Genomic DNA, 12,799 nt, shown 5'->3' with positions numbered 1-12,799 from the left:
ATCGGCCGGCGGACCGGCCGGCGGACCGGCCGGGCGCGTGGACGGGAGCATGCGGGAGCGGGACGCCGAGCTGGCCCGGCTGAAGGCGCGGGTGCTGGAGGGGCCCGGCGACCGGGAGACCGGCCTGCAGCGCCGCAAGGGCAAGCTGACCGTGCGCGAGCGCATCGACCTGCTCTTCGACAAGGACTCCTTCACCGAGGTGGAGCCGCTGCGGCGGCACCGGGCGCGCGGGTTCGGCATGGAGGGCAAGCGCCCGTACTCCGACGGCGTGGTGACGGGCTGGGGTCAGGTGCACGGGCGGACGGTCTTCGCCTACGCGCACGACTTCCGCATGTTCGGCGGCGCGCTCGGCGAGGCGCACGCGCAGAAGATCCACAAGCTGATGGACCTGGCCGAGGCGGCGGGCGCGCCGCTGGTCGGGCTCTGTGACGGGGCCGGGGCGCGGATCCAGGAGGGCGTCACCGCCCTCGCCGGATATGGCGGGATATTTCAGCGCAACGCCCGAATGTCCGGGGTGGTGCCCCAGATCAGCGTGATCATGGGGCCGTGCGCGGGCGGGGCCGCCTACTCCCCTGCGCTGACCGACTTCACGTTCATGGTGCGCGACATCGCCCAGATGTTCATCACCGGCCCCGACGTGGTGGAGGCCGTGACCGGGGCCAGCGTGACCCACGCCGAGCTCGGCGGCGCCGACGTGCACGCGGGCGTCTCCGGCGTGGCGGCCTTCGCCTGCGACGACGAGGAGGAGTGCCTGGCCACGGTGCGCGACCTGCTCGCGTTCCTGCCGTCCAACAACCGCGAGCTGCCGCCCGAGCAGCTTCCGGAGGACCCGGCCGACCGGCGCAACGACCGGCTGCTCGACCTGGTGCCCGCCGACCCCGGCCGGGCGTACGACATGCGCGACGTCATCGAGGAGATCGTCGACCACGGCGACTTCCTGGAGGTGCACGCCGGCTGGGCCACCAACGTCATCTGCGCCTTCGCCCGCCTCGGCGGCCGGGTCGCGGGCGTGGTGGCCAGCCAGCCCGCCTCCTTCGCGGGCGCGCTGGACATCGACGCCTCGGCGAAGGCCGCCCGCTTCGTCCAGACCTGCGACGCCTTCAACATCCCGCTCGTCACGCTCGTGGACGTGCCCGGCTTCCTGCCCGGGGTCGAGCAGGAGCATGGCGGCATCATCCGCCACGGCGCCAAGCTGCTGTACGCCTACTGCAACGCCACCGTGCCGCGCGTCCAGCTCATCCTGCGCAAGGCGTACGGCGGCGCGTACATCGTCATGGACTCCCGCTCGATCGGCGCGGACCTGTCGTACGCCTGGCCGACCAACGAGATCGCGGTCATGGGCGCGGAGGGCGCGGCGAACGTGATCTTCCGCAGGGAGATCGCCGCCGCCGCCGACCCGCAGGCGGTGCGCGCCGAGCGGATCGCCGAGTACAAACGGGAGCTGATGCACCCCTACTACGCGGCCGAGCGCGGCCTGGTGGACGACGTGGTGAGCCCGGCCGACACGCGGCGCACGCTCATCCGCTCGCTGGAGATGCTGGCGTCCAAGCATCAGCCGCTGCCGTCGCGCAAGCACGGGAACCCGCCGTTCTGATGGCGGGCGCGATCCAGGTGGAGGGCGCCGAGCTCACCGACGAGGAGCTCGCCGCCCTGATCGTCGCGCTCGTCGCCCGCAGCCCGGCCCCGCCCGCCGGACCCGCCGCCGCCCGGCGGCCCGTCCCGCGGGCCTGGGAGACCGGCTACCGCTCACCACGATCATGGAGAACACGTGCGTAAGGTGCTCATCGCCAACCGGGGCGAGATCGCTGTGCGGGTGGCCCACGCCTGCCGCGACGCCCGGCTCGCCAGCGTCGCGGTCTACGCCGAGCAGGATCTCGACGCGCTGCACGTCCGGGTGGCCGACGAGGCCTACGCCCTGGGCGGCCGGACGCCCGCCGAGACGTACCTGGACGCCGATCGCCTGATCGGCGTGGCGCTGCGGGCCGGCGCGGACGCGGTCCACCCCGGCTACGGCTTCCTCGCCGAGAACGCCGGCTTCGCGCAGGCCGTCCTCGACGCGGGCCTGACGTGGATCGGCCCGCCGCCGTCGGCGATCACGCTGCTGGGCGACAAGGTGAGCGCCCGCCGCATCGCCCGCGAGGTGGGCGCGCCGCTCGTGCCCGGCACGCCCGGCCCGGTGTCCGGCGCCGCCGAGGTGGTCGCGTTCGCCCGCGAGCACGGGCTGCCGGTCGCGATCAAGGCGGCGCACGGGGGCGGCGGACGCGGCATGAAGGTGGCCAGGACGCTGGAGGAGATCCCGGAGCTGTACGAGTCCGCGGTGCGGGAGGCGGCTGCGGCGTTCGGGCGCGGCGAGTGCTTCGCCGAGCGCTACCTGGACCGGCCCCGGCACGTGGAGACCCAGTGCCTGGCCGACGCCGACGGCACGGTCGTGGTGGTCTCCACCCGCGACTGCACGCTCCAGCGGCGTCACCAGAAGCTGGTGGAGGAGGCGCCCGCGCCGTTCCTGACCCCCGCCCAGGCCGGGTCGGTCACCGCCGCGTCGCGGGCGATCCTGCGCGCGGCCGGGTACGTCGGCGCCGGCACCTGCGAGTTCCTGCTCGGCGCGGACGGGACGGTCACGTTCCTGGAGGTCAACACGCGCCTTCAGGTGGAGCATCCGGTGACCGAGGAGGTCTCCGGCGTCGACCTGGTCCGCGAGCAGTTCCGCATCGCGGCCGGCGGGCGGCTGGAGCACGGCGACCCGGTCCCGCACGGGCACTCCATCGAGTTCCGGATCAACGCCGAGGACCCGGGCCGCGGCTTCCTGCCCGCGCCGGGCACCCTGACCCGGCTGCGGCTGCCCACCGGCCCGGGGGTGCGCGTCGATCCCGGCTACGACGAGGGGATGACCGTGCCCGGCGCGTTCGACTCGCTCGTGGCCAAGGTGGTGGTCACCGGCCGCGACCGGGCGGAGGCGCTGGCGCGGGCGCGGCGGGCGCTGGCGCAGTGCGAGATCGGGGGCATGCCGACCGTGCTGCCGTTCCACCGGGCGGTGCTGGACGACGAGGCGTTCGCCCCGGCCGATCCGGCGGCGCCGTTCGGGGTGCACACGCGGTGGATCGAGACGGAGTTCGTGAACCTGATCCCGCCGTACGAGGCCGCGCCCGAGCAGGCGGCGCCCGCGCCGCGCGACCGGCTCACGGTCGAGGTGGCCGGGCGGCGCGTGGCGGTGTCGCTGCCCGCCGGGCTGACCGTCCCGCCCGCCGCCGCGCCCGCCGTCCAGGCGCGGCCGGGCGAGCCGAAGCGCCGCAAGCCCGTGCGCAAGCCGGTTGCGGGCGGGGACGCGCTGGTCAGCCCCATGCAGGGGACGGTCGTCCGGGTGCTCGTCGCCGACGGCGCCTCGGTGCGGGAGGGCGACGGGGTGGTCATCCTGGAGGCCATGAAGATGGAGCAGGCGCTCACCGCGCACCAGGCGGGCGTGGTCCGCGGGCTGGCCGCCGAGGTGGGCCAGACCGTCGCGGGCGGCGCGGTCCTCTGCGAGATCGTCCCCTGACTCCATCCGGTACGCCCCCTTCATCCCGTACGAGACACGCGCCCTCTCTGAGGGGCAGCCGGAGGGCGGGGGACGCGCGAGCCCTCCCGGAGAGGGCAAGCCGGAGGGCAGGGCCGCGCGCCTCCGGAAAGGGCCGGGCGGTCAGAGGGTGGCGCGGCCGTAGGCGATGAGTTCCGCGCGGTCCATGGTGCGGCCCTGGGAGTAGAGGCGGTCGAAGGCGGGGCGGCCGAGCCGGTCGGCGGCGACGCGCGTGACGGCGGACAGGTCGTGGCGCGACAGCCCGGGGCCGGGCGCCATGGCGGCGGCCCCGCCGAGCAGCACGGCCGCCCGCTCGGGGGCCCCACGCCGGGCGGCCAGGTCGGCGCACCCGACCAGCACGGCGCCGATCATCGGCACGTCGGCGCTGCCCACGGCGGCGCTCAGGGCCCGGCCGTGCGACTCCTCGGCCTGCTCCAGCAGCCCTTCGCGGGCGTGCAGCAGGCCGAGGGAGGTCATCACGAGCGAGCGCAGCTCCATGAGGTCGAGCCCGCTGCCGTCGACGATGGCGAGCGCGGCGGCCAGCTCGTCGCGCGCCCGGGCGAGGTCGCCCTCGCGGCGGGCCAGGTTGCCCAGCAGCAGGTGCACCCCGGCGACGGTGGCGGGCTGCCCCAGCTCCTCGGCGATCTCCCGGGCCTCGCTCAGGCAAGCCAGCCCGGCGTCGGGGTCGCCGCTCTCCAGCTGGATCGCCGCCAGGTGGTAGAGCAGCGCGGGGCGCTCGTGGCGAGCGCCGAGCTCGTCGGACAGCCGCAGCGCGTCGGCGTAGGCGGCCCGCGCGCGGGCGTACTCGCCGCGTACGGAGGCGATCTCGGCGGTCGCGCGCAGCGCGGAGGCCATGCCCCACCGGTCGCCCGCGGCCCGGAACGCCTCCAGCGCCGCCGCGAGGTCGGCGTCGGCCTGCTCGTCGGCGTCGTCCAGACGGCGCAGCCCGCGCCACAGCAGCGCGGTGGCCCTGGTCCACGGGTCGGGGTCGCCGGTGTGGCGTGAGGCGAGCGCCACGATGCGGCCCGGCGGCTCCTTCATGGCGATGGCCAGGGCGGGCTCCACGAGCGTGAGGTAGGGGTGGCCGCCGGGCTCGCCCTCGTTGCGCCAGGCGGCGACGGCGGCGCGGGCCCGGCCGGCCAGCTCGCGGCCGGCGTCGAGGCCGCCGAGCAGGAGGGCGAGCACGGTGGCGCGAGCCGGCGCGTCCTTCCCGGCGGCCAGGGCCTGCCTGGTCCATTCGGCGCCCTCGCCGCGTGAGCCGGTCAGCCGCCAGTACCAGCCGAGCGCGGCCACCAGCCGCACGGCGGTGGCGGCGTCGCCGGTCTCGATGGCCTGGCGCAGCGCGGCCCGCAGGTTGTCGTGCTCGGCGGTCAGGCGGGCCAGCAGGGCGAGCTGGCGGGGGCCGCGCAGGCCGGGCTCGGCGCGTTCGGCGACCTCGGTGAAGTGGGTGGCGTGCGCCCGTCGCAGCCGTTCGCGTTCGCCGGACTCCTCCAGGCGTTCGAGGGCGTAGAGGCGTACGGTCTCCAGCATGCGGTAGCGGACGCCGGCGGGCTCGCGGGACACGTGCAGCAGCGACTTGTCGACCAGGGCGCCGAGCGGCGGTAACACGTCGGCGCCCGCGACCCGCTCGGCGGATTCGAGGGTGGCGCCGCCCGCGAACACCGCCAGCCTGCGCAGCAGCGCCCGTTCGGCGGGCTCCAGCCGTTCCCAGCTCCAGTCGACGACGGCGCGCAGCGTCTGGTGGCGGGGGAAGGCGGTGCGGCTGCCGCCGACGAGGAGCCGGAAGCGGTCGTCGAGGCGTTCGGCGAGCTGGTCGACCGACAGGACGCGCATCTGGGCCGCCGCCAGTTCGATGGCCAGCGGCATCCCGTCGAGCCTGCGGCACACCCGTACGACGTCGTCGACGTTGTCCTCGGTGACGGCGAAGCCGGGCAGGACGGCCAGGGCGCGGTCGGCGAACAGCCGCACGGCGGGGGCGGCGAGCGCGCCCGGCGGGCCGGTGACCTCGGGCGGGACGGTGAGCGGCGGCACCGGGGCGAGCCGCTCGCCCGCGATGTTCAGCGACTCGCGGCTGGTGGCCAGCAGCCGCAGCCCGGGGCAGGAGCCGAGCAGCGTCTCGGCGAGCCGGGCCACGTCGTCGATCAGGTGCTCGCAGTTGTCGAGCACGATCAGGAGCTGGCGGGAGGCCAGCATGGAGACGAGGTGGCCGATGCCGACGGCGGGCGGCTCGCCGTCGCGCGCGCCGGTCAGCAGGATGCCCTCGGTCGGGTGCAGGACGGAGGCGACGGCCTGCGGGAGGTCGGCCGGGTCGGTGAGCGCGGCCAGCTCCACCAGCCAGACGCCGTCGCGCATGCGGGGGACGGCCCGCGCGCCGACCTCCTGGGCCAGCCGGGTCTTGCCGGCGCCGCCCGGCCCGACGAGCGTGGTCAGCCGGTGCTCGGCCAGGCAGCGTTCGACGAGCTCGACCTCGGCGTCGCGGCCGACGAACGAGGTGAGCGCCGCCCGCAGGTTGGTGCGCCGCTCCTGGCGGCGGCCGCGGACGAGGGGGTCGCGCCGGAGCACGGCCAGGTAGGTGGTCTCCAGCTCGGGCGAGGGGTCGATGCCGAGCTCGTCGGCCAGCGCCTGCTTGGTCTGCTCGTAGACCTCCAGCGCGGTGACCTGGCGGTCGGCGGCGTACAGGGCGCGCATCTGGAGGGCGCGCAGCCGCTCGTCCAGCGGGTGGGCGGCGACGAGCGCCTCCATCTCGGGCAGCAGCGTCGCGTGCCGGCCGAGCGCGAGGTCGGCCTCGATCCGGTCCTTGGTGGCCGACAGCCGCAGCTCCTCCAGCCGGGCGATCGTGCCCTGGGCGAACATGGCGTCGGCGACGTCGAGGAGCGCGGGGCCGCGCCACAGCTCCAGGGCCCGGCCGAGCAGGTCGGCGGCGGTGGAGTGGTCCTGCGCGGCGAGCGCGGCCTGCCCGGCGGCGGCCAGCCGCTCGAAGCGGCGCACGTCGACGTCGTCGGGGTCGGCCGCCAGCACGTAGCCGCCGAGCCGGGAGTCGATCGTGTCGCGGCCGACGGCCGAGCGCAGCCGCGACACCAGGGAGTGCAGCGCGTTGACGGCGTCGACCGGCGCCCCGTCGGCCCACAGCTCGGCGATCAGCCGGTCGGCCGGGACCACCTGGCCGACATTGAGGCCGAGGACGACGAGCAGCGCCCGGAGCCGGGCGCCTCTGACCTCGATCAGCTGGCCGTCGCGCCGCACTTCGAGCGGACCCAGGATCCGAAACTCCACAGGGCGACTCTAGGACACCGCCGATCGGTCAGGACGCGGCGGCGGCCAGCCTTTCGTTCACGTACGTCAGCGTCTGCCGGGGGGAGAGCATGCGGTCGATGTCCTCGTCGGGGATGGGCAGGCCGAGCTGCTCCTGGAGCACCGTGGCCACCTCGTACCGGGCCAGCGAGTCCAGGCCGAGCTCCTCGAAGGGGGTGTCGGCGGACTCGGGGGTGAGGTCGGCCGCCTCCGTGGTGCCGAGGCAGGTGCTGACGACGCGCTTCAGGTCGTCGAAGGTGAACTCCGTCATGCCGGCCAGGCTGACGGGCGGCGCTGGAGAACCTCTGGAGACGGGCTGGAGGCGGGCTTCCTCCAGCGGTCCTCGATCTGCCCTCCACCGGAGCTCGCGAGCATGCGCCCGACACCGACGCAAGGAGGTCCGAGACTGCCATGACCAGCCAGCTTCTGGCGGCACCGCGGACGCACAGCCGGATTCTCGGGGTGGGCGTCCACCGGCCGCGACGCGTGGTCAGCAACAAGGAGATCTGCGAGTGGATCGACTCGACGGAGGAGTGGATCGAGACCCGCTCCGGCATCCGCAGCCGCCGCTTCGCCGAGAAGGACGAGACGCTCGCGGTGATGGCGGTGTCGGCGTCCCGGTCGGCGCTGCGGCACGCGGGCGTCGGGGCGGGCGAGGTCGACTGCGTGATCGTGGCCAGCATGTCGAACCTGGTGCAGACGCCGCCCCTGGCCGTCACGGTGGCGGCCGACCTGGGGGCGACGGGCTCGGCGGGGTTCGACGTGTCGGCGGCGTGCGCGGGGTTCTGTCACGCGCTGGCGATCGCGGGTGACATGGTCTCGACCCGGCAGGCCAGGTACGTGCTGGTCGCCGGGGTGGAGCGGATGACCGACATCGTCGACCCCACCGATCGGGGCATCGCGTTCCTGTTCGCCGACGGCGCGGGCGCGGTCGTGGTGGGGCCGTCGGCGGCGCCGGGGATCGGCCCGGTGGTGCGCGGCGCGGACGGGTCGTCGCGGGACGCGCTGCGCATGAACACCGGGTGGGGCGCCTTCCGCGCCGACCCGACGCTGCCGCCGCCGAGGATGAAGATGGACGGCCGGCGCGTCTTCCGGTGGGCGGTGGAGCACGCGGTGCCCGCCGGGCGGCGGGCGCTGGAGCTGGCCGGGCTGGCCCCGGGTGACCTGGCCGCGTTCGTCCCGCACCAGGCGAACCTGCGCATGATCGAGATCCTGGCGGCCAGGATCGGCCTGCCGGACCACGTCGCGGTCGCCGACGACGTGGTCGTCAGCGGCAACACCTCGGCGGCGTCCATCCCGCTGGCCATGGAAGCGCTGCTGCGCTCGGGGCGGGCGGCGTCCGGTGACGCGGCGCTGCTCATGGGGTTCGGCGCCGGGCTCAACTACGCCGGACAGGTCGTGCACCTTCCATGACCTCGTCAGACGCCTTCCGCTCGGCCATGGCCGCCTACGCCAGCGGCGTGACCGTGGTCACCACCGTCGGCGGGGACGGCGAGCCGTACGGGTTCACCGCCACGTCCTTCTGCTCGGTCTCGCTCAGCCCGCCGCTGCTGCTGGTGTGCCTGGCCCAGTCGGCCAACTGCTACCCGGTCTTCGCCGCGTGCGAGAGCTTCGCCGTCAGCATGCTGCGCGACGGCCAGGACGAGGTGGCGCTGCGCTTCGCCAACACCGCCGCGGACAAGTTCGGCTCCGGCGTCGCCCGCGAGACCCCGGCCGGGCTGCCGGCGGTCGAGGCGGCGATGTGCGTGGTCGAGTGCGCGATCGAGGACCGCTACGACGCCGGTGACCACATGCTCCTGCTGGGCCGGGTCACCTGGGTGCGCTTCCGCCACGGCGACCCGCTCATCTACTTCAACCGCGCCTTCCACCGGCTCGGCTCGCCGTAACAGGACCGGGACAGCCCCGGGACAGCACGGGGTGCGGGCGGGGACAGGGCCGCCGACGATCCTCGTCTCAGATCACACCCACACACGTAAGGAGGTGGCCATGACCTACGCCATCCGGGCCGACGACCTCGGCAAACGGTACGGTTCCACGCGCGCGCTCGACGGCGTGAGCTTCGCCGCGCGAGCGGGTGAGGTGCTGGGCGTGCTCGGCCCGAACGGCGCCGGCAAGACCACGGCCGTCCGCATCCTGGCCACGCTGACCCGCCCGGACGGCGGCGTCGCCGAGGTCGGCGGGTTCGACGTGGTCAGGCAGGCCGCGAAGGTGCGGAAGGTCATCGGCCTGACGGGCCAGTACGCGGCCGTGGACGAGATCATCAGCGGCCTGGACAACCTGCTGGTCATCGGCCGGCTGCTCGGCCTGCCGAGGGAGACCGCGCGGCTGCGCAGCTTCGAGCTGCTGGAGCAGTTCGGCCTGACGGAGGCGGCCAGGCGGGCGGCGGGGACGTACTCGGGCGGCATGCGGCGCAAGCTCGACCTGGCCGCGAGCCTCATCGGCCGGCCGCAGGTGCTGTTCCTGGACGAGCCGACGACGGGCCTGGACCCGGCGGCGCGCGACGGCCTCTGGGACGTGATCCGCGCCCTGGTGGCCGACGGCACGACGGTGCTGCTGACCACCCAGTACCTGGAGGAGGCCGACCAGCTCGCCGACCGGATCGTGGTGTTCGACCACGGCCGCGTCATCGCCGACGGCACCCCGTTCGAGCTGAAGAGCAAGATCGGCGGCCAGGTGCTGGAGGTGTGGCCGGCGAACGAGCGGGACCTCGGGGAGGTCGCCACGATCCTCGGCGAGATCGCGCGCGGCCCGGCCACGGTCGAGGACCGGCGGGTGAGCGTGCCCGTCGCCGACCCGGACGTGCTGCGGGCCGTGGTCCTCAGGCTCGACCTGGCCGACGTCCAGGTGGCCGAGCTGGCGCTGCGGCGGCCGAGCCTGGACGAGGTGTTCCTGACCCTGACCGGGCACCGCGCGGCCACGACGAGCCCGGCGAGTCCGGCGGGCACGGCCGCCGCCGCGCGCGAGGCCGCCGCCGGTCGCGCCGAGCCGTGAGCCGGCCCGCATCCACCGAGGAGTCCCGATGACCACCGTTCCCGTCGCCGGCGCGCGCGAGACGCTGACGCTGACCCGGCGCAGCCTGCTGCACCTGAAGACCAACCCCGAGGAGATCATCGAGCTGGTCGTCCAGCCCATCGTGATCGTGCTGCTGTTCACGTTCGTGTTCGGCGGCGCGATCAAGGGCGACTGGCGCGACTACCTGCAGTTCGCGCTGCCGGGCATGCTCGTGCAGGCCACGCTGTTCGCCACGATGCGGCTGGGCACCGCGCTCGGCACCGACTTCAAGAAAGGCGTCTACGACCGGTTCCGCAGCCTGCCGATCGCCCGCTTCTCCCCGCTGACCGGGGCGATCCTCGGCGAGATGGTCCGCTACCTGCTGTCCATCGTCGTCCTGATGGTCGTCGGCATGCTGCTGGGCTTCCGCATCCGGACCGGCGTCCTGGAGACGCTCGCGGCGGTCGTGGTGCTGCTGTGCTTCGGCTTCGCCATGTCGTGGGGGTCGGCGCTGCTGGGGCTGACCGTGCGCGCGGCGGAGAGCGCGTCGGAGTTCGCGTTCCTGATCATTCTTCCGCTGGCCTTCACCGGCAACCTGTTCGTGCCGACGGAGACCATGCCCGGCTGGCTGCAGGTCTGGGTGAACCTCAACCCGGTCACGTCGGTCGCCGACACCATGCGCGGGCTGCTGCTCGGCGGGGAGGTGGCCCGGCCGCTGATGTGGTCGGCCGTGTGGATCGCCGCCCTGACCGCGCTCTTCGCGCCGCTCGCCATCCACCGGTTCCGGCGCAGGTCCGGATGACCGGCGTCACCGACGAAGGAGTTCCACCGATGAACCGCACCCGCAAGGCACTGCCCTGGGTGATGATCGTTATCTGGGCGGCCCTGGTCGCGGGCGCCCTGCCGCTGGCGGCCAGGCTCGACGGCGTCAAGAGCGACAGCGTCGTGGACTATCTGCCGTCCAGCGCCCAGTCGACGCAGGTGACCGCGCTGGAGACGCGGCTCCCGCGCGGCCAGGACTACGAGTTCCTGATCGTGTACGTGCGCGACAGCGGGCTCACCCAGGAGGACAAGGACACGGTCAAGCGGCATCTCGACACGTTGATCGCCCGGTTCGGCAAGCCGGGCGTGCCCCCGCCGAACGAGGGCAAGGTGGACCTGTCGCCCGACGGGAAGGCGGCGTTCACCATCGCGTCCGTCCCGTCCGAGCGGGGCGCGCCCGCGACCTACATCGACGGCATGCGCGCCGTCGTGGCCGAGCGGCCCGCCGGCCTGGACGTGAAGGTGTCGGGCCCCGGCGGGATCGAGGCCGACATCGACACGGTCTTCGACGGCATCGACGAGAGCCTGCTGATCGCGGCCACGATCGTGGTGGCCCTGATCCTGGTGCTGACCTACCGCAGCCCGCTGCTGTGGCTCATCCCGCTGCTGTGCGCGGGCGCGGCCGTGGTGCTCTCCCAGGCGGGCGCGTACCTGCTGGTGGAGGCGTTCGGGCTGACGGTCAGCGACCAGAACTCGGCGATCCTCATCATCCTGGTGTTCGGGGTGGCGACCGACTACGCGCTGCTGATCGTCGCCCGCTACCGGGAGGAGCTGCGCCTCCAGGACGAGCCGCTGTCGGCCATGGGCACCGCGCTGCGGCGCAGCGCCCCGGCCGTCGTCGCCTCCGCCGCCACCGTGATCGCCGGGCTGCTGTGCCTGCTCGCGGCCGACATGAACAGCCTCAAGGGGCTCGGCCCGGTCGCCACGGTGGCGATCCTGAGCGCGCTCGCCGCGATGCTGACGCTGTTCCCCGCGGTGCTGGTGCTGCTGCGGCGGCCCGCGTTCTGGCCGAGGATCCCGCGCCTGGGCGACCCGGGGCCGAGCGCGTCCAGCCTGTGGTCGCGGCTGGGCGAGGCGGTGGCGCGCCGCCGGGTGACCGCCGTGGCCGGGTCGCTGCTGCTGCTCGGCGTCATGGCGCTGGGCCTGCTGACCCCGGCGAGCCCGCTGCGCCAGATGGACCAGTTCGTCAACAAGCCGGAGTCCATCAGCGGGCTGCAGCAGATCCCCGCGCACTTCCCCGACCTCGGCGGGCAGCCGCTCATCGTGATCGGCAAGGCGGAGACGGGCGACCGGCTGCGGGCCGCCGCGCAGTCCACGCCGGGCGTCTCGCAGATCACCAAGGGCCAGCTCGGCAACGGGCTGACCGAGTTCGCGGTGCTCCTGCGGCACAAGCCGGACACCCCGCCGGAGTACGCCGCCATCGAGACGCTCCGCGCCCGGATCGCGGCCGTCGACCCGAGCGCCCGGGTGGGCGGGCCGAGCGCGCAGAACCTCGACACGATCAAGGCCGCCGCCGCCGACGAGCGCAGGCTGATCCCGCTCATCCTCCTCGTGGTGTCGCTGGTGCTGGGCCTGCTGCTGCGCTCGGTGGTGGCGCCGCTGGTGCTGATCGCCACGGTGGTGGTCTCGTTCGCGGCGGCGCTGGGCGTGATGACGTTCGTCTTCGTCCAGGTGCTCGGCCTGCCGGGGCTGGATCCCACGCTGGTCGTGCTCGGCTTCCTGTTCCTGGTGGCGCTGGGCGTGGACTACAACATCTTCCTGATGACCAGGGCGCGGGAGGAGAGCGCGCGGATCGGCACGCCGCGCGGGGTGGTCCGGGCCCTGGTGACGACCGGCGGCGTGATCACGTCGGCGGGCGTGGTGCTGGCCGCGACGTTCGGCGCGATGGCGACGCTGCCGCTCGTGTTCATGATCGAGCTCGGCCTGCTGGTGGCGTTCGGCGTGCTGCTCGACACGCTGCTGGTGCGCTCGGTGCTGGTGCCGGGGGTGGCGCTGCTGCTGGACTGGCGGGTCTGGTGGCCGAGGCTGCCCGTCCCCGCGTCCGGGAGCCCGGCGCCGGCGGAGAGCCCCGTCGGCACCCGGTGACCGGGCGGTGCGGCCTCCCGGGAGGCCGCACCGGGCCCCGGGGCTGGGATGATGGGGCAG

At 74.5% G+C, this 12,799-nt stretch carries 10 protein-coding genes; 8 read left to right on the top strand and 2 right to left on the bottom strand.

The annotated features are described in order from the left end of the window. Positions 1 to 49 precede the first annotated feature (49 nt). From KME80_RS29840 to KME80_RS29830, 3 genes are read left to right on the top strand one after another with little or no spacing between them, the layout of a single operon-like run. Positions 50 to 1,594: an acyl-CoA carboxylase subunit beta gene (locus tag KME80_RS29840; protein ID WP_219509776.1), complete on the top strand. Its 1,545-nt coding sequence runs from the start codon at positions 50 to 52 to the stop codon at positions 1,592 to 1,594. Then, positions 1,594 to 1,776, top strand: coding sequence for an acyl-CoA carboxylase epsilon subunit (locus KME80_RS29835; RefSeq protein WP_219509730.1), 183 nt, complete (start codon positions 1,594 to 1,596; stop codon positions 1,774 to 1,776). Before KME80_RS29840 ends, KME80_RS29835 begins: the two co-directional genes overlap by 1 nt. Further along, entirely contained in the window at positions 1,769 to 3,532 is a 1,764-nt protein-coding gene (locus KME80_RS29830) for an acetyl/propionyl/methylcrotonyl-CoA carboxylase subunit alpha (protein ID WP_219509729.1), read from the top strand. The genes KME80_RS29835 and KME80_RS29830 overlap by 8 nt, the downstream gene beginning before the upstream one ends. Positions 3,533 to 3,673: 141 nt before the next feature. Here KME80_RS29830 and KME80_RS29825 read toward each other — a convergent pair whose 3' ends face one another. Together KME80_RS29825 and KME80_RS29820 are read right to left on the bottom strand one after the other, a co-directional pair. After that, complete coding sequence (locus tag KME80_RS29825) at positions 3,674 to 6,823, bottom strand: ATP-binding protein (protein ID WP_219509728.1); 3,150 nt, start codon at positions 6,821 to 6,823, stop codon at positions 3,674 to 3,676. A 28-nt stretch (positions 6,824 to 6,851) separates the two neighbouring features. After that, positions 6,852 to 7,112, bottom strand: coding sequence for an acyl carrier protein (locus KME80_RS29820; RefSeq protein WP_219509727.1), 261 nt, complete (start codon positions 7,110 to 7,112; stop codon positions 6,852 to 6,854). A gap of 140 nt (positions 7,113 to 7,252) precedes the next feature. Between KME80_RS29820 and KME80_RS29815 the strand changes: the two genes are divergently transcribed. From KME80_RS29815 to KME80_RS29795, 5 genes are all read left to right on the top strand, one after another. Continuing rightward, positions 7,253 to 8,254: a beta-ketoacyl-ACP synthase 3 gene (locus KME80_RS29815; RefSeq protein WP_219509726.1), complete on the top strand. Its 1,002-nt coding sequence runs from the start codon at positions 7,253 to 7,255 to the stop codon at positions 8,252 to 8,254. Then, on the top strand, positions 8,251 to 8,727 hold the full coding sequence (locus tag KME80_RS29810) for a flavin reductase family protein (RefSeq protein WP_219509724.1): 477 nt from the start codon (positions 8,251 to 8,253) through the stop codon (positions 8,725 to 8,727). The genes KME80_RS29815 and KME80_RS29810 overlap by 4 nt, the downstream gene beginning before the upstream one ends. A gap of 100 nt (positions 8,728 to 8,827) precedes the next feature. Further along, complete coding sequence (locus tag KME80_RS29805; RefSeq protein WP_219509723.1) at positions 8,828 to 9,832, top strand: ATP-binding cassette domain-containing protein; 1,005 nt, start codon at positions 8,828 to 8,830, stop codon at positions 9,830 to 9,832. A 28-nt stretch (positions 9,833 to 9,860) separates the two neighbouring features. After that, positions 9,861 to 10,634 carry an ABC transporter permease gene (locus KME80_RS29800; protein WP_219509722.1) on the top strand — a complete coding sequence of 258 codons (774 nt, stop codon included), beginning with the start codon at positions 9,861 to 9,863 and terminating at the stop codon, positions 10,632 to 10,634. Positions 10,635 to 10,663: 29 nt separating this feature from the next. Then, the gene (locus tag KME80_RS29795; RefSeq protein WP_219509721.1) at positions 10,664 to 12,739 is read left to right on the top strand and encodes an MMPL family transporter; all 2,076 of its coding nucleotides are present in this window, start codon (positions 10,664 to 10,666) and stop codon (positions 12,737 to 12,739) included. The last annotated feature ends 60 nt before the right edge of the window (positions 12,740 to 12,799 follow it).

The organism is Nonomuraea ceibae (genome assembly GCF_019396325.1).
Classification (GTDB): domain Bacteria; phylum Actinomycetota; class Actinomycetes; order Streptosporangiales; family Streptosporangiaceae; genus Nonomuraea; species Nonomuraea ceibae.
The sequence above is the reverse complement of the archived record's forward strand: the minus strand, read 5'-3'. Positions and strand labels throughout refer to the sequence as shown.